The organism is uncultured Cocleimonas sp., assembly GCF_947495625.1.
In the GTDB taxonomy this organism is placed as follows: Bacteria; Pseudomonadota; Gammaproteobacteria; order Thiotrichales; family Thiotrichaceae; genus Cocleimonas.
Window position 1 is genome coordinate 17467 of record NZ_CANLZW010000023.1, and the last position, 15904, is coordinate 33370.

Sequence of the window (15904 nt, forward strand, 5' to 3'; positions counted from 1 at the left end):
ATGAATAAAACGAGACAGCTAAATAAGATCAATCATTCTCATCAATAGTAGCAACACCTTTTGCAGTCAATTCCACATAGATGCTTTTCGCATTATTCAAGACTAAATCATCGATGCTTTCTGTAAGTGATAACAGCGGTACTTTATTGGCAGTTTCTTCAGTTTGGCCAACTTTGCAATCGAAGCTCCAATACTTGGCGTCTGCCGGTAGGTTTTTGCTACGTTCTTTTTTCAGGAATTTTTTGATCTCGTGTTTAATCGAATCGACGATACGAGGTGTTTTGATTTTTGGGTGTTCTAGCTTAAAAGTCTTTTTCATTGGAATCCTAGTGGGATGAGTCTTTCATTAGCCATCAACTACAGCTAATAAATAATTTAAGAGTAAATACAGAACGCAGAATAGCGTCTAACGGCGCGCAGTGTACATTTGAAAGAATGATACTACAAGATCTAGCGTTCGGATGAATTAAGGCGGGATTAGATGAATTTAAGAAGGGTCTGGAAATATCGAAACAGATTAATAGTATCACCCCCCTACTTTAAAAAAGTGCTCAAAAGTAGGGGGGTGACTTAAAGGTATGAATACGTTATTTAGTGGTTTCTACAAATCATAACGACTGCATCAGCGACCAAACGTAATCACAGTAATTTGCTTAAGATTTATTCTTCTTCACAGAACAGGTATTAATACCAAACATCGCATATGGAGGGCACCAACCGATCAAACCTGTTAACAACGGTACAGCACCAACAGCACCCCACCAGTTTTTCGCATACACACCCCAGGCAATAATAACCAAACCTGCGACAATTCTAATAATACGTTCGTATTTTCCGACATTAACATTCATTTCAATTAACTCCTTGTAAGTTAAATTGTAGGTTAAACACTCATCCGTAAAGATGAGAATTAACAAGAATCCAAGGTTCGTTTTTCGGGGAACTCGCCTTATACCAGCAAACACTTGTTTACTGGTCACTGCTAAAATTTATACCCATCAGATAACAATGTCTATTAGAATATTCTAATGTATTGAAATGAATTATTGGTGAATTGGTTTAGGCCGAAATGCAAAGAACAAACAATCGCCGTACTTTTCCAGTTTTTTCTCGCCCTTTCACACTCTTTCACCTATTGAAAATATACGATTCAGTTGAATGCACCATTTTAAAACTTAAATAACCTAAAATAGATCTTAAGTATTCAGAAAACTTTTTTCATTCATAAGATAAAAAACTTGATTATTTTTTTTCGTCAACTTGTCCACAATATCTGTGGATAAGTCTGTGCATATCACTGTGCATTAAGTCTTGAAGCCTCGCTAGAAGCAGGCGCTTTACAGATTGGTCAATTTTTAACCACTTGGTATTAACATATGTTTATCAATGACTTACAGAGCTTAATTAATCAATAAAAACAAAAAACGAGCGGATGTTACATTTTTATGACATTTTAATGCTTGCTTTTTTGCTTGTGAATAAATCAGAAAAAATCCAGATTTAAGCCTCGATTTCGCTAAGTCATTGTTAAGTTTAGATTAAGGTGATTTAGTGCAGAGCAGATTGAAATAGATATCAATTACCCATCAATACAACAAATATTTAAAACAGGATAATTTATGAATATGCAAGGTCATTCAAAAGCAAAAAAATACGGCTCTGGATTATTCCCGATGTACTTTTTTGTTTGCGGTAATGAATTTATTAGTTATAGCCCAGAGAGTCTGAACTCTTTGATTTATTATCGATCTGATAATGGGCATCTTATAATTCAGAATGTTAACGACCCTGCCCCTTTTTATATGCCTAATATAAGTCTAACTACTTTTTTCTTTGATGGCTCCTTTATTTGCTGATGGCTCCTTTATTTGCTGATGGCTCCTTTATTAGTTGGTGACTCAGTGCGAAAACAGCCATAAAATAGATCCAATATAATGCAGAACTTATTCGATAAATTACCCTTTAATCCTGAATGGTTGATAGCCCTTGCTATTGCCTCTCTAGTGCTGTTCTTACTATCCTTAATTTTTATTCCGTGGTTAATAACACGCTTACCCAGTGATTATTTTACCGATGAAACACGTCATATATCGAAAACCCGTGACACTCATCCATTAATTTATTATTCCTTACGATTTTCCAAAAACATACTCGGAGGGTTCTTAATTATTGCAGGCATATTTATGCTGGTGTTACCAGGACAGGGAATTTTAACCATTTTGGTCGGCGTAGTATTCGCTGATTTTCCGGGGAAATTTAGACTACTACGCAAAATCGCACAACAGCCTCCCGTTTTCAAAACGATGAACTGGATACGTAAAAAAACCAATAAAGAACCACTGCAAGAACCAATTTAGAAAAAGAGCAGGAATGGCTTTAATCTAATGTCACCCCCCTACTTTTAAGCACAAATTTTATCTAACAATTTAATTAAAATTAAATATTTTAGAGATTCTTAATTTGCTATGGCTTTTAAAACACTAAACATAATCCGCGAATCAAAAGGTAGAAACCTAATAACTCCATAGTCACACCAATAAGCGAAACTAAGCCCTGGCAGGAGTGGAGAGAAAGTTGAAAAAGAAGCGAGGATAAAGAGAGCTTAGCAAGAGCCAATCAATCAAGCACTGTTTACTGCTCGAATCGTAGGGTACAAATGCTCAATTTCACTTTGGATTCGGGAAAGCACCATCTCAAACATCTCATCGGTTTCCCTCATAAACTTCTCATGATTCTTACCGATAGAAAGTGCCTGACTGCTTTTATTACACCACTTCTTCACATAACTATTCATAATCCGCTTAATCTCCTGAGACCCAGACATAAAATTCTTAGCGGTATTATTAATCTCAGAAGAAGAATGCCTTAGTAAATCCGTATAAAGATTCGCCTCAACATCATGCATATGCTCGTTAACCCTATCAATATAATTGAAAAACAACTTACAGCAAGTCTCCGAATCACAAATCAAACGATCTTTAAGCAGAATAGCCAACACATTCGAAAGCTCAGTAATCTTATGGTTTTGCTCATTCAACTCATCATAGGTAATCATAATTATCCTCTCAGGCATTAGTAACTAAAAACACAATCACTATATGATTAATTACAAAGCAAATTATTGATCTGCATTAAGAATGGTAAATTTTATTTTCAACAGCAGCAGACAGAATCTAAAACGAAAAGCCAAATAAATGGCTGGTTATTAATATGATTAGGAATAAAAAAATTGAGTTAGATGATCTTTGAATGATTTTAAGTCACCCCCCTACTTTCAGGCTGTTTTTTGAAAAAGTGCCTATAAGTAGGGGGGTGTACTTTTATCTATTGTTTTTGAGAGAGCTTCTTTGGACAACAACCCCCGATTACCAGCGCTCATGCCACAATCACCTCTCGGATCAATTCTTGATCTTTCGAGACGATTTTAAACACCCATGATTTATGTCACCAAGTACTTTTCCTGTCTATGCTAGGGTAAACATGGGGATACAAAATCATCTATCTATTAGAAAAAAGCTGGAGATAAACCGTGCGAAATTCACAAGCAATACATAAGAGTAAAATCAACTTTAGTGCTGCAATCATCGCCGGGTGTGCCATTCTGCTCAGTGTTGCTAGCGTTAACGCGCTGGATAAAAAAGCTCAGCTTAAGCTAGGCGAAATGGAATATCTAAATAACTGTGCAGCCTGCCATGGAAGAGATGGCAAGGGCAGTGGTCCTGTCGCAGAAGCACTTACAAACAAGCCATACGATTTAACAATGATCTCGAAAAAGTACAGTGGCAAGTTTCCTGAAGACTTCGTCTACAAGGTTATCGTCGGCCATGACATTATCAATTCACATGGCGAAACGGATATGGCGGTTTGGGGTGACCGTTATACATCTAAGGCAATTGAAACCGATGAAAGCATTGCGTTTCCCCTTCACGAACAGGATACTCAGGCGATGATTTTGGGTCGTATTACTTCACTAATAGGGTATTTGGAATCGATTCAAGCTAAGTGATTTATTAGTATTAGTGATTAATGCTTGTGTTTGATGATTATGATTAGGTATTAAAACCATCTTTATCGGTTCCTACATCCTCATTGCTATTATAATCACTGTCATCACGACGTTCATATTCTGCAATTAACTGTGCGCCAAACAAAAGTATGATTGCTGCCATTTCCAGAAATAACAGTGCAACGATGGTGGTGGCTAATGAGCCGTATATGAGGTTGACCATCGATAAAGTTGAAAAATACCAGACGAGAATATGTCGGGTTGCTTCCCACAGTATCACTACTGCAATACTTCCTATAAATGCATGACTAAATGAAATTTTGCCTACTGGCATTACCATGTAAAACGAGGTTAGTAAAAGTGTTAAACCGATCATGCCGAGTCCGTATAAAAATACACCGGTCACATTATTCATTTGCCAGGTCCAGATGAATACCGTGATCTGGTTTTGATCGAGCATATTCATGGCACCACTGATTAGCGTGATAATAAGTATGCTGAACCCTAAAAGTGCAATGTAAATGTAGGGAATGATCGCAGATATCAGGAAATGCCGACGATGGATGACGACACGATGAAAGAAGATCACTGACATCGCATTTTCCAGCACTGTAAACGCCATAGAACTGAAAAAGACTAGCACTAACAAGACTAACCAGCTGACGGTTTCTCGATGATCTATAAAGGTCGCTATTTGCTGTGTCAGCACTTGGGATTGATCGCCAATCAACAGGCTGAGGTTATTCTGAACAATAGCGAGTAGTTGTTCTTCTGCAAAAAAATGTGAAAGTCCCGTTAAAATTAAGGTGAACAGCGGAATTATAGATAGCAATGTGTAATAGGCGATTGCACCGGATAACAGAATACCCTGATTTGCCCTGAACCTGATTAGGGCGTTTTTAATGAATTGGAAATAGGGTTTTAAAAACATTTGAGCGGATCCAGTGGCATAATTCTTCCTGTATGACAGTCAGCAGAGTATAAAGGATAAGCTGATAAAACTAATGACATGACTCAAGCAGTCTTTCTGTTTGTAAAAATAACTGGTTTTAAAGGTTTACGCTGTTAGCGACTTTAAAAAAAATTTTAAAAAATGGCACATAGCATCGTATTAATTCATTAAACAGATTTTTGATTGGAATGAACCGATGAGAATATATTAGACGTTGCTACTGTTTCGTTTTTGCAATCGGCTGTTTGTAGCTTTCGCGAGTTCGTAGCTTTCGCGAGTTCGTAGCTTTCGCTATGATGTTAATATAAATCTTTCGTGCTAATTAGAGGTAACTATTATGTTAGTAAAATTCAGTAGTACATCGGGTCAAACGCTTTCCATGTTTGAAGATCAGGCGAAAAAAATGCTTCGCGCAATGGATATGACTGGGAATATTCCCGGTGCAATTAATCCTGAAGATCTTCAGGCGGCGCTTGATCATCTTGAAGCCTCTATAGAAGCCGAAGCGAAAACAGAAAAACCAATGGAGTTTGGCGACGAGGTTTTTGATGATGAACGCAAAGCCATAGAAAGACAGATTGTCAGCGCTAAAGCCCGCGCATTTCCATTGATGGAGTTATTACGATTATCGATTAAACAACAGAAGAGCGTTATGTGGGAGTATGAGTAGCCAAGATATCGGATTGCGTTTCTTATCTTGGTTTCTTAACACAGCGTCTTGCTATACACTGCTCCACACGCTTTTCGACGAGCTTTTTATACGTTCAATCGAAATTAAATACGAGATAACTAAGTAATAAATTAAGAGACAACTAAGTGACAAATATAAAAGAAAAATTCCTTAAAAACCTTGAAGCACAGCTTCGTGAGTCTATGACTGTGGCGAGAGCTGGCGGTAAGATTGCTGATGCAGATAAGCATCGCTGCGAAGGTTTTATGCAGGCAGGAGTTGAGTTAGAGCTTGTGACTGACGAAGATATTCAGGAATTAATAAAAGCCGTGCATATAAGTGTTTATGGGGAGTCAATTACTGCGCGCCGTGGTAAAGAAAAGTTGGGAAGCCTACACTAGGGCTTCATTCGCTCTAAGACTTAGCCAAGCCGCTAAATAGCGGTTTAATACAGCAATCTGAATAACACAAATAATAACTGTTATTACTAATTTTCCCTCACGACAAAATCATCAAAGTAAATATATTCATCATGCGGATGCGCTGAGCTTTCAGGCGTATTACCACCAAAAAAAGTACTGAAGAGTATGGAATCTATAGCTAATTCAGGTACATCACGAAAACGTATATTAGTGCAATCGACAACGAGCTTGTCATCGAGCCAGATTTTTAGTTGTCCGTCACGATTACCTTCTGCAATATAATCTCCGATAGCAACACTATCTGTGTTTTTTTCCGGAATCGTATTCATCTTAATGAATTGTTTTATTTTATAGATACGCTCTGTTTTAAATCGGAATTCGTATTCATCTGCTGCCCATTCGGATAAACATTTTTTACTGCTGTCATCATCGAAGGTGAAGTACTTATTACGTTTAATAACGCATAATTCGTGATCTAAACCATAACGTGGGCAAGCATCTTGATTGTATTTGTCATTGCGCATATCCGGATAGTAAAGATAACCAAGTCCGCGACCTAATTGCCCCCACATGATACGAGATGTCCAACCGTTTTTTCCGTTTGCCTTTGCGCCGCCACTGATGGTTTCTCCACCCATTAAACCGGGGAGTTTGCCGCCGAAGAGTCCTTCTCGATCATATAAAAAACCTTCTTTAAACATGACTTTATATTCGAGCGAGAGCTGTTCGTATTTTTTAGGAAATTTCATCACCCAGGTTGCACCAGAAAGCGCTGAACCGAAGAGGTTTTCAGGGTATTTAATTTTTAACATGTGGCTATCGTGTTCGCCAACTTTCCTATCAACGACATTCACACGGTGCTGGCTTACTCCGAAATTTAAAAAATTAACTTTGGTGCTTAAGCTTTGTAGATTAGGCCAGTCTTCGATAAGGTCTTCTGAAGTGTATAAACCCGTTTCGCGCTGTTCGAAATCTTGACAGAAGATGGGTTTTGGGCTTTCTTGTTCTCTACAAAAATCGGGAGAAGCGAAGAGTGAATGGGTGGCGGATAATGATAGAAAAAATAATAAAAATCTTGGGAACATATAGCTTCACTTTGAATAATTAAACAGCGAGTTTTTGTTGCAGTTTATCCTATTTATTCTAATAAATACTGTTAGATATAAATACTTGATGAGGCTTTTTATTTATTTTGATTCTGTTGGCTTAGTCAGCTGAGCTGGATCGAGTAAGCGTTCTAAGGTTTCTCTGTCTAAATCCGTCATTTCTAGCGCAACCTCTATCAATGGTCGTTGCTCGGCATTGGTTCGTTTGACAATTGCAGCGCCTTTTTCGTAACCGATAACGGAATTTAAAGCGGTAATCAGGATAGGATTTTGCGCCAGTGTTTGCGCTAACTTTTCTTGCTTATACTGCATATTGGCAATGCTGGTTTGAGCAAGCGCTTTTGAACCAGATGCGAGAATATCAACACTTTGTTGAAGATTGTGGGCAACCAGTGGCAACATCACATTCAATTGAAAATTACCGGATTGTCCTGCGATGGTTAGCGCAGCATCGTTGCCAATGACTTGGGCAGCAATCATACAGACCGCTTCGGGTATCACTGGGTTTACTTTTCCCGGCATGATGCTACTGCCCGGTTGAATGGCAGCTAATTGGATCTCGCCTAATCCTGCATATGGGCCGCTATTCATCCAGCGCAGATCATTGCTGATTTTCATCAGGCTGGTGGCGAGTGATTTGAATTCTCCGCTAAGACTTACAGCGGTATCTTGTGAGTTTAAACCGCGAAATGTATTCGACGTTTGCTGAAATTGATGTGTTGTTTGCGATGTAAGATATTCAGCAACCAATTTGCCGAAATCAGGATGTGCGTTGATGCCGGTACCTACGGCAGTTCCACCTATGGCGAGATTGCTTTGCATTTCTTCAGCGATATTGGTTATGCGTTGTTTGTGCGCGTTTATTTGTGATGTCCACGCGCTGAGTTCTTGAGCAACAGTTATCGGCATAGCATCCATCAAATGGGTACGCCCAGTTTTAATCAATTTGCCTTGTGTTGCTGCGACTGAATCGATGCTTTGTATCAATATTTCAAGCGCAGGTAAAAGCTTATTATAAACCGATAAAGAAATACTTAAGTGAATACAGGTGGGAATCACATCGTTGGAACTCTGGCTTTTGTTGACGTGATCATTCGGGTGAACTGTCTCACCCGAATAGCGACTAGCGAGATTGGCAATCACTTCATTAGCATTCATATTAGTACTGGTACCGGAGCCAGTCTGAAATACATCAATGGGAAATTGATCACTGTATTCGCCAGCAGCAATTTCTAAGGCTGCTTTTTCGATACCTTCAGCAATTTTATTATCCAGTAATCCGAGTTTATGATTGGCATGAGCGCACGCACATTTAATCAAACCAAGTGCTTGAATAAATTCCTTGGGCATGGGTATCCCACTAAGTGGAAAATTCAGAATTGCGCGTTGTGTTTGAGCCCCATAGAGTGCATCGACAGGTATTTCTATATCGCCCATGCTATCGGTAACAGTTCTGGTTTTATTCTGTTTCATGCTGAAAATACTCTTTTGATATTTTTAACAACGTTTATCTTTATTAATGTTACTACTTTAGCATGAGTGTTGAATTAGGGATTAGTTGAGAGTCAGGACCTTGATTAAAGTTAAGAATAAACGCTGAAATAGAAGTTGCTGACCTTATGCTTTTATCGTCATCCGAAACCTATAACTAATCGGTGCATTTTATGCAACGCGTATAGGTAGGGTCTGCATCTAGGCGTTTTATATCGATGGCTTCTTCACAATAAAAACAAAACCCAAATGTTCCCGATTCAATGCGGCGTAAACCGCCTTCAATGCTATCTGCCAGCATTTCCCTTCGGCGAGAAGCTTCCAACGACATTTGCTGACTTTGCATTGCATCTATCCGCGAAAGCCTGCCCACACTGTTTTGATCAAGAATGACAGTATCACCAGATTGAGCAAATTCCTCTTCTAACTCATGCAGACCTTTCTGCAGTTTAAGTAATCTTTGCTTGAAATTGTTCAGTTGGGTTTGAGTCATTACAGTAGCCGTTTTGTTGTTTGGTAGCTATTAATAACATATTAATTTCTTATACCGAATTTAATTCGGATTTAAAATTTTTGTTAGTTTAATAGTGATTGAGTTTAAATTATTTGGTTTTAATCACTTTAGAGAATAATCAATTAATTAAAACACGCTCATTATTAATATTGACTAGGATAGGTTTTTCTTTCATTAAATTTCAAATAGGGTAACATTATTTCCACACGAGAAATTCTCACACAATTATTCTAAGAGGAAACAAAATGAGCATCACCCTATTTCAAGATCGTATCTTCCCACGCCACATATCTGACTTAATGAATCTAATGCATATGATGGTTTTCAATGGCACTGACGGTGAAGAAAAGTGGGATACCTATCTGGATTTACGTCAAAAAGAATGTGTCGCACTAGCATTGGCACAATACTACCAATGCGATCATTGTGTTTCGCACCACTTAAAAGCAGCTCATAAGCTTGGCAAGATGGAGCCTGAAACGCTCCAACAGAACATCAGCAGAATTATTTTGTTTTTACGTATCGATACCAGAGCCATTAGCCAGTCAGAGAAAGAGCACTGGATTAATGCATGGAAACGTTTCGCCCATAAAATTGCGGTTACTAGTGGCGATAATGCTACACCTTATTTGATTGGTTTAGCGATTGGCATAGCACGTGACGATGAGTTTTTAATTGATTTTTGTGGCAACGATATTAAGCAGATTCTTATCGATCAGGATATTGAAGTGCTCCCTGCTATTGGAGAATTGGAATCAATTGTGATTTTCATGAAAGCGGCGGCATCAAAGAATCGTGTGGCCGAAAAGCTGGGTAGAATTTTTTCTTAGACTAAATAAATCTCATAACTGTGAAGTAGTTACCCCTAAATAAGGGATGAAACAAAAAGCTACGAAAGTATCACTGGCATGAACCAAAACGACAAAAAACTCTCCTTACTCAATAACATCTGAGAAAAAGAGGACCATTATGAAAAAACTTAAGTTTACAACAACGCTAACTGTAGCTATTGCGCTAAGCACACTTTTAACTGCTTGTTCAACGGCACCAGCTACCAGCAGCCGACCTAACACTATAAAAAAACAACCGGTGATTCAGGTACAAAAAGCGACCATCTCTGAAGTTAAAAAAGTGTCAGTTGCTGATCCTAGCGCTAATAGCAGCGTGCTTCGAACTACTGGCTCAATTGCTGGTTCTATTCTTGGCTCTGCAAGTATTGCCGGATCAATTATCGGCAGCATGATTGGAAGTGCAGCGGGTAGTAGTGCGGATAAAGATTTAAGTAGAAAACCGGGATTAGAAATTTCCCTGTTACTGGATAATGGAGAAAACGTTGTTGTGACTCAGCTTGAAAGTGAGACACAAACCTTCAAAACTGGCGACAAAGTTAAGCTAGTTAAAAATGAAAGTTATGCGCAGGTGCAGCATTTATAAGCACTTGTATTATCATTTGATAATTATTCTCTAAAAAAATCGAACAAACGCAATAACCACATCTATTCATATTAAAAGGGGTGTCATTAAAATGACACCCCCGTACTTATAAGCATATTTTTAAAACAAATATTCGCTTAAGCTAATTCTTCTTCTTTCACTTTTTGCAATTGAGCCACCAAATCATCTGGCAATCCCATTTCTTTTGCTAATGAATCTAAATAATCGCGCTCCATAGAGTTCTCTCGATCCGTTACTACTGCCGAGACTAAGTAAATTTCTGACGCCATTGCCTGACTTTTCGCCATTGCCGCTATTTCTTTTACATCGAGTGGTCTCGCAATTTCTGCCTGCAGAATACCTTCTACTTCATCACCAAGCTCTAGTTTTACTATCTGCTCTTTGATTGCCGTTTCTTCTTTGCTATTCACATGGCCGTCTGCTTTAGCTGCAGCAACCATCGCTCTTAGTAAGGTTTGACTACGATCATTCGCTTGTTCTGGCTCGAGTTTGTCAAAATTAATTAAACGTCCCTCACTATTACCTTGACCCGCCGCTTCTTTGGCAATGTCTTCATATTCCTGAGCGGTGGCATTTCTTTCTGACATCCAGTTTTGATAGGCTTTGTAACCAATGCCACCAATTGCTGCGAGACTGCCAATTTTTAGTGCTGAACCTGTTACTCTGCGCCCTGCTCCAGTACCTAAAAGCAATGCAAGAACGCCTGCGGCCATTGCACCTTTTTTCATACCATCTAATTTGGCATCACGCTCTTCGCCTGCTTCAGGTAATTGTAATTTTTCTTCTGCTATGGTTTGACCTTTACTCGCAAGGTCTTTGCCTGTTTTGAGTAATTCATCGAGGAATGATTTGGTATCCATGTTGTTGCTCCTTGTTAGTATCACTCTAATTAATAGGGGCTAAATGGTGTTTTTTCAAGTAATTAGGCAAAGTGTATTCAATTAATGACCCCCCTCACCTTTGGATTAGTATTACATTTTTTTCGTTTAAAGAAGTAAATTGAATTAATGCTCCGCGAGCTACTTTTATATTTATTGCAGACATAAAAAAAGCGAGACCTAAAGGACTCGCTTTTTTTTGATCTCACCTCTTGCGAGGTAAGAACTACAATTTAATTAGTAGTTACAAAAGTAACAAATTAAAGAGCAGTGATGTTCTCAGCTTGAGGACCTTTTTGGCCTTCAGTAACTGTGAACTCAACTTTTTGACCTTCTTGAAGAGTCTTGAAGCCGTCACCCTGAATCGCAGAGAAGTGTGCGAAAACGTCTGGGCCAGACTCTTGCTCGATAAAACCAAAGCCTTTAGATTCGTTGAACCATTTAACAGTTCCAGTAGTAGTAGACATAATATTTTCCTATTATTCAAAGTTTTTAAATGTGCCTTTTAAGCGTTTCCAGCATGGAAATACTCAGGCGGGTTTTGCTGAAGTGGTGTTGCTATGACTTTATGAATATCAGGACGAGGATCTAAACAGATGGAACTTCGAGATGGTGTTGCATAAATATTGTAACTTACTTTCAAGCTGTGACTAATTATATAGTACACACACCATTAGTCAAACAGAACACGAAAAAGTTCATAAAACTTTAATATAATGTTTGTTATTAGTTTTTATCTTACGCTTTTGAAAATTAATAGCATAAACATCATAAAACTCTGATTATTCAATAATTTTGCTTAACGACTGACACCCCTTTCTAACAGCTATACACTTACTCTTTTTGATAAAATAAATAGATAAATTATTTATAATTTTGGAGATGAATATAATAAAAACTACCTAGATCCTCTTTTAATTGCAATCAATAGTTAATCAAAAACAGATAAAAAATAACTAATTCAGTCGTTACACTTGATATCGAGAAAGAATTAAATTACGAGATAAACAATAGATGCATCAAACCTTGTAACAGCTACTAAAACAAAAATTTAGTCTAGCACCTGCTTTATAAAAGGTACGGTTATGACCGTTTTTTGAATCAGACTTTGCTCATCAAGTGTGTTTAAAATATCCATCAGGGATTCAATATCACGCGGATAACGACGAAACAAATATTCCAGCACACGATCACTCAATTCAAAACCGCGTTGCTCTGCTCTGGCCTGAAGGGCTTTGGGCTTATCTTCGTCACTCAGCGCATGGACCTGGTAACTCCCGCCCCAAATTAAACGCGAAGCCAAATCGGGCAACACACATTTCAAGTGTCTGGGATTTTCCTGAGAGCTCATAATCAAGCGCTGACCACGCTGGCGCGTACTATTAATCAAATTAAACAGCGCTGTCTCCCATTCCTTATCCCCTACAATTTCATCGACATCGTCAATCGCAATAAAATTTGAATGACTTGTAATACCCGACAATATCTGGGTGCCATAGGTTTTAAGTTTTTTTAAAGGAATGTATGAAACGGGATATTTATCGTTTGCGACTTCAGCACAACAAGCCTGCAACAAATGTGACTTACCTGATTTAGATTCTCCCCAGAGGATATTTTGCTGAGCTTCTGTTGATTGCGTAAATAATTTCAACGCGCCTATTAGCTCATGATTATCTAGCTCATGATTCTCGCCTGCCTCATCGACATAATATGAGGCAAAACGGTAGCCATCGCGGATTTGTACATTAAGTGTAAGCTGCTGGTTTGACACGATTCTATTCAGTGATTAACTAATTTAAGACGCTTTACTAGAGGCATCATCGTCATCGGCCGCTATTAAACTATCCGGGGGCGAGCCATACAAATGGCTACCTTTGTAGGATTTATTCAAATGACGCATCACCACGGCAATTACAGCAAATACCGGTAACGCCAACAAAATTCCAAAGAACCCAAATAACTGGCCTCCTGCTAACACTGCAAAGATAACAGCTACGGGATGTAAACCGATACGATCACCCACCAATAAAGGCGTAAGCACAGTACCTTCGACCATCTGTGCAGCAACAAATACAGCGCCTACCCAGAGTAAATTCATCGGATCGTGTGTTTGCAATAGCACCGCAGCGCCAGCAACAACAATACCTACGATTAATCCCATATACGGAATAAAACTTAACAGACCGGCGAGCATGCCAATCAATAATGAAAACTCTAAACCAACCAGCTTCAGACCTATTGAATAGATAGTACCGAGCGCCAGCATCACCATCATCTGACCGCGTAAAAATGCGCCCAGAACTTCATCTGACTCTTTAGCCAGAAGGCTGATTGTTGGCTCTACATCGCGAGGTAATAAATCGTGAATATAAGCAACAAGGCGATCCCAATCTCTTAGTAGATAGAAGCTAATGACTGGAATTAAAAATAGATTAGCTGCCCAGCCAATAACCACAAAACCCGAATGGGTGACCGTGCGCAACAGGCTCTTAAAGAAACTTCCGGCATGCGAGAAATAATCGGTGAAAGTCGATTTTAATTGCTCTACTTCCAAAGCGGGAATATTGACACCAAAGGTTTCTTGCAGAGTAGGTTCTAAATTCACCATCAACCAGTCGATATAACTGGGCGCTTTAGTAATGAGTAATCGAATCTGTGATTCCAAAAGGGGAATTAGAAACAGTAAAATCGGCAATACAATCAAAAAAGCAATGAAAAATACAACAACAACCGATAACGTCCGGGAAATATTAAATTTTTCTAAACGATCTACTAATGGATCACCCAGATATGCTAACAAAGCACCCGCAACAAAAGGCAATAAAATAGGCGCTAAAAAATACAATAAACCTGCGCTGATTATGCCGATGGTTAGCCAAAACCAGCGCGAACTTTGAGTCATCATTTATTAGCCCTACTCTTAACCCTTTTAATAAAATTATCTACTAACAATTGTCAGATTGCTCCGTTTTTATTGTGTTGTTTTTTGGAGAGATATTTAATTGTATATCGACTCCAATGAATCACATACATAATTCCGCTGAGCAGTGTTGTTATCGCCACACCATATTTAAGAATATTCAGTACTGGCTCGGTCATTGGGTTAATAGCCAAATGATACATCAAGGCCAGCACAAACGTTATCTGCATGGTGGTATTGATCTTGCTTATCAAAATCGGCGTCATACGTAACTCTCGTGTCACCCAGTGATAAACTATCGCCCCAAGCAATATAATCAAATCACGAGAGATGACTAAAATCGCCAACCAGTTTGGGATAATATCTTTATAAGCGAGGGTAACGAATACAACGGTTAGCAATAATTTATCCGCTAATGGATCTAGAAATCCACCGAGCTTACTTTGCCATTTATAGTTTCGCGCAAGAAATCCATCTATTGCGTCTGAAATTCCTGCTACAAAAATTAAAATTAAAGCATTTTTCCACTCAGCATGTAATAACTGATGAGCAATTGGCAGCACTAATAAAATTCGTAAAGCACTGATTATATTTGGAATATGATGCAATATAATTTCAACCTGTTAATTAACTGCCTATAATTCTAACACGTCTTGCATATCATAAACTTTCGCAGGCTTGCTGGTGACCCATGAAGCAGAACGAACAGCACCTTTAGCAAAGGTCATTCTGCTTGATGCTTTGTGCGTAATTTCGATGCGCTCTCCGATATCTGCAAACATTACAGTATGCTCGCCAACAATATCGCCCGCGCGAATGGTTTGGAAGCCAATATCTTTACGATTTCTTTCGCCAGTCACCCCTTCACGACAGTAAACACCATGCTCGGTAAGATCACGATCTAGCGTATCTGCGATAACCTCACCCATCTTTAGAGCAGTACCCGAAGGTGCATCAACTTTATGCCGATGATGTGCTTCGATGATTTCAATATCGACACTATCACCTAAGGTTTTCGCAGCAATTTCTAGTAATTTAAGGCTGAGCGTTACGCCCACACTGAAATTTGCAGCGAATACGATTGATATTTTTTCTCCAGCGGCATCGATTTTTGCTTTTTCTTCATCAGAAAAACCAGTAGTACCGATGACGATAGATTTATTGTTTTTCACACACCAATCAAGATGGTTAAGCGTTGGCTCTGGGCGAGTGAAATCGATCAGTACATCAAAGTCGTTGTTAGCCTCATCAAGACTTGCAGCGATAATCACACCATTCTTACCAACACCAGCTACTTCACCAGCATCTGCTCCAATGAGAGAACTCTCTGGATGCTCAGTCGCTACAGATAGTTGCGCATCGTCAGATTCAACGCAAGCTTCAATAAGTATCTTGCCCATACGGCCCGCTGCGCCAACTACTGCTATATTCACCATGATATGTCTCTTTTTACTTAGCTTTTTACTTTGCTTATTACTGAGTTTTACTCA

At 38.8% G+C, this 15904-nt stretch carries 19 protein-coding genes; 6 read left to right on the forward strand and 13 right to left on the reverse strand.

The genetic code is table 11. From position 1 onward, the window contains the following. Positions 1 to 28 precede the first annotated feature (28 nt). Positions 29 to 319, reverse strand: coding sequence for a DUF6172 family protein (locus Q1A31_RS13375; protein WP_299877478.1), 291 nt, complete (start codon positions 317 to 319; stop codon positions 29 to 31). Positions 320 to 653: 334 nt separating this feature from the next. After that, on the reverse strand, positions 654 to 851 hold the full coding sequence (locus tag Q1A31_RS13380) for a DUF2892 domain-containing protein (RefSeq protein ID WP_299877480.1): 198 nt from the start codon (positions 849 to 851) through the stop codon (positions 654 to 656). Between the two features lie 1083 nt (positions 852 to 1934). On the opposite strand from Q1A31_RS13380, the gene Q1A31_RS13385 reads away from it, so the two are divergent. After that, entirely contained in the window at positions 1935 to 2357 is a 423-nt protein-coding gene (locus Q1A31_RS13385) for a PGPGW domain-containing protein (protein WP_299877483.1), read from the forward strand. 263 nt (positions 2358 to 2620) lie between these two features. On the opposite strand, the gene Q1A31_RS13390 is transcribed toward Q1A31_RS13385, so the two are convergent. Next, positions 2621 to 3055: a hypothetical protein gene (locus Q1A31_RS13390; RefSeq protein WP_299877486.1), complete on the reverse strand. Its 435-nt coding sequence runs from the start codon at positions 3053 to 3055 to the stop codon at positions 2621 to 2623. A 474-nt stretch (positions 3056 to 3529) separates the two neighbouring features. Here Q1A31_RS13390 and Q1A31_RS13395 point away from each other — a divergent pair, with 474 nt between their 5' ends. Further along, on the forward strand, positions 3530 to 4006 hold the full coding sequence (locus Q1A31_RS13395; protein WP_299877488.1) for a cytochrome c: 477 nt from the start codon (positions 3530 to 3532) through the stop codon (positions 4004 to 4006). Between the two features lie 43 nt (positions 4007 to 4049). On the opposite strand, the gene Q1A31_RS13400 is transcribed toward Q1A31_RS13395, so the two are convergent. After that, positions 4050 to 4937, reverse strand: coding sequence for a YihY/virulence factor BrkB family protein (locus Q1A31_RS13400; protein ID WP_299877492.1), 888 nt, complete (start codon positions 4935 to 4937; stop codon positions 4050 to 4052). A gap of 358 nt (positions 4938 to 5295) precedes the next feature. Here Q1A31_RS13400 and Q1A31_RS13405 point away from each other — a divergent pair, with 358 nt between their 5' ends. Beyond that, the gene (locus Q1A31_RS13405) at positions 5296 to 5628 is read left to right on the forward strand and encodes a DUF1840 domain-containing protein (RefSeq protein ID WP_131903982.1); all 333 of its coding nucleotides are present in this window, start codon (positions 5296 to 5298) and stop codon (positions 5626 to 5628) included. A 146-nt stretch (positions 5629 to 5774) separates the two neighbouring features. Continuing rightward, the gene (locus Q1A31_RS13410; protein ID WP_299877498.1) at positions 5775 to 6029 is read left to right on the forward strand and encodes a hypothetical protein; all 255 of its coding nucleotides are present in this window, start codon (positions 5775 to 5777) and stop codon (positions 6027 to 6029) included. 86 nt (positions 6030 to 6115) lie between these two features. Here Q1A31_RS13410 and Q1A31_RS13415 read toward each other — a convergent pair whose 3' ends face one another. From Q1A31_RS13415 to Q1A31_RS13425, 3 genes are all read right to left on the reverse strand, one after another. Beyond that, the gene (locus tag Q1A31_RS13415; RefSeq protein WP_299877501.1) at positions 6116 to 7135 is read right to left on the reverse strand and encodes a polysaccharide lyase; all 1020 of its coding nucleotides are present in this window, start codon (positions 7133 to 7135) and stop codon (positions 6116 to 6118) included. A 102-nt stretch (positions 7136 to 7237) separates the two neighbouring features. Continuing rightward, positions 7238 to 8629: a lyase family protein gene (locus Q1A31_RS13420; RefSeq protein WP_299877504.1), complete on the reverse strand. Its 1392-nt coding sequence runs from the start codon at positions 8627 to 8629 to the stop codon at positions 7238 to 7240. Positions 8630 to 8804: 175 nt separating this feature from the next. Next, the gene (locus Q1A31_RS13425; RefSeq protein ID WP_299877507.1) at positions 8805 to 9140 is read right to left on the reverse strand and encodes a TraR/DksA family transcriptional regulator; all 336 of its coding nucleotides are present in this window, start codon (positions 9138 to 9140) and stop codon (positions 8805 to 8807) included. A 266-nt stretch (positions 9141 to 9406) separates the two neighbouring features. Between Q1A31_RS13425 and Q1A31_RS13430 the strand changes: the two genes are divergently transcribed. Both Q1A31_RS13430 and Q1A31_RS13435 read left to right on the forward strand, forming a co-directional pair. Continuing rightward, the gene (locus Q1A31_RS13430; RefSeq protein ID WP_299877510.1) at positions 9407 to 9991 is read left to right on the forward strand and encodes a carboxymuconolactone decarboxylase family protein; all 585 of its coding nucleotides are present in this window, start codon (positions 9407 to 9409) and stop codon (positions 9989 to 9991) included. A gap of 139 nt (positions 9992 to 10130) precedes the next feature. Further along, a complete protein-coding gene (locus Q1A31_RS13435) occupies positions 10131 to 10595 on the forward strand; it encodes a hypothetical protein (RefSeq protein ID WP_299877513.1) in 465 nt (154 codons plus the stop codon). A gap of 137 nt (positions 10596 to 10732) precedes the next feature. On the opposite strand, the gene Q1A31_RS13440 is transcribed toward Q1A31_RS13435, so the two are convergent. The 6 genes from Q1A31_RS13440 to dapB all read right to left on the reverse strand — a co-directional run bounded on the left by Q1A31_RS13440 (position 10733) and on the right by dapB (position 15850). Continuing rightward, positions 10733 to 11476: a tellurite resistance TerB family protein gene (locus tag Q1A31_RS13440; RefSeq protein ID WP_299877516.1), complete on the reverse strand. Its 744-nt coding sequence runs from the start codon at positions 11474 to 11476 to the stop codon at positions 10733 to 10735. Between the two features lie 278 nt (positions 11477 to 11754). Then, the gene (locus Q1A31_RS13445; RefSeq protein ID WP_131907351.1) at positions 11755 to 11961 is read right to left on the reverse strand and encodes a cold-shock protein; all 207 of its coding nucleotides are present in this window, start codon (positions 11959 to 11961) and stop codon (positions 11755 to 11757) included. 584 nt (positions 11962 to 12545) lie between these two features. Continuing rightward, complete coding sequence (gene hda, locus Q1A31_RS13450) at positions 12546 to 13265, reverse strand: DnaA regulatory inactivator Hda (protein ID WP_299877521.1); 720 nt, start codon at positions 13263 to 13265, stop codon at positions 12546 to 12548. Between the two features lie 24 nt (positions 13266 to 13289). Beyond that, complete coding sequence (locus tag Q1A31_RS13455; RefSeq protein ID WP_299877524.1) at positions 13290 to 14399, reverse strand: AI-2E family transporter; 1110 nt, start codon at positions 14397 to 14399, stop codon at positions 13290 to 13292. A gap of 50 nt (positions 14400 to 14449) precedes the next feature. Next, on the reverse strand, positions 14450 to 15022 hold the full coding sequence (locus Q1A31_RS13460; protein ID WP_299877527.1) for a CDP-alcohol phosphatidyltransferase family protein: 573 nt from the start codon (positions 15020 to 15022) through the stop codon (positions 14450 to 14452). A gap of 27 nt (positions 15023 to 15049) precedes the next feature. Beyond that, a complete protein-coding gene (dapB, locus tag Q1A31_RS13465; RefSeq protein WP_299877530.1) occupies positions 15050 to 15850 on the reverse strand; it encodes a 4-hydroxy-tetrahydrodipicolinate reductase in 801 nt (266 codons plus the stop codon). Positions 15851 to 15904: the final 54 nt, after the last annotated feature.

What these genes read in the sequence shown, in the direction of transcription:
- Q1A31_RS13390 (WP_299877486.1), bottom strand. Translation starts at nt 3,055, where the DNA reads ATGATTACCTATGATGAGTTGAATGAGCAAAACCATAAGATTACTGAG.
- Q1A31_RS13375 (WP_299877478.1), bottom strand. Translation starts at nt 319, where the DNA reads ATGAAAAAGACTTTTAAGCTAGAACACCCAAAAATCAAAACACCTCGT.
- Q1A31_RS13425 (WP_299877507.1), bottom strand. Translation starts at nt 9,140, where the DNA reads ATGACTCAAACCCAACTGAACAATTTCAAGCAAAGATTACTTAAACTG.
- dapB (WP_299877530.1), bottom strand. Translation starts at nt 15,850, where the DNA reads ATGGTGAATATAGCAGTAGTTGGCGCAGCGGGCCGTATGGGCAAGATA.
- Q1A31_RS13400 (WP_299877492.1), bottom strand. Translation starts at nt 4,937, where the DNA reads ATGTTTTTAAAACCCTATTTCCAATTCATTAAAAACGCCCTAATCAGG.
- Q1A31_RS13420 (WP_299877504.1), bottom strand. Translation starts at nt 8,629, where the DNA reads ATGAAACAGAATAAAACCAGAACTGTTACCGATAGCATGGGCGATATA.
- Q1A31_RS13455 (WP_299877524.1), bottom strand. Translation starts at nt 14,399, where the DNA reads ATGATGACTCAAAGTTCGCGCTGGTTTTGGCTAACCATCGGCATAATC.
- Q1A31_RS13405 (WP_131903982.1), top strand. Translation starts at nt 5,296, where the DNA reads ATGTTAGTAAAATTCAGTAGTACATCGGGTCAAACGCTTTCCATGTTT.
- Q1A31_RS13440 (WP_299877516.1), bottom strand. Translation starts at nt 11,476, where the DNA reads ATGGATACCAAATCATTCCTCGATGAATTACTCAAAACAGGCAAAGAC.
- Q1A31_RS13445 (WP_131907351.1), bottom strand. Translation starts at nt 11,961, where the DNA reads ATGTCTACTACTACTGGAACTGTTAAATGGTTCAACGAATCTAAAGGC.
- Q1A31_RS13435 (WP_299877513.1), top strand. Translation starts at nt 10,131, where the DNA reads ATGAAAAAACTTAAGTTTACAACAACGCTAACTGTAGCTATTGCGCTA.
- Q1A31_RS13415 (WP_299877501.1), bottom strand. Translation starts at nt 7,135, where the DNA reads ATGTTCCCAAGATTTTTATTATTTTTTCTATCATTATCCGCCACCCAT.
- Q1A31_RS13380 (WP_299877480.1), bottom strand. Translation starts at nt 851, where the DNA reads ATGAATGTTAATGTCGGAAAATACGAACGTATTATTAGAATTGTCGCA.
- Q1A31_RS13430 (WP_299877510.1), top strand. Translation starts at nt 9,407, where the DNA reads ATGAGCATCACCCTATTTCAAGATCGTATCTTCCCACGCCACATATCT.
- Q1A31_RS13385 (WP_299877483.1), top strand. Translation starts at nt 1,935, where the DNA reads ATGCAGAACTTATTCGATAAATTACCCTTTAATCCTGAATGGTTGATA.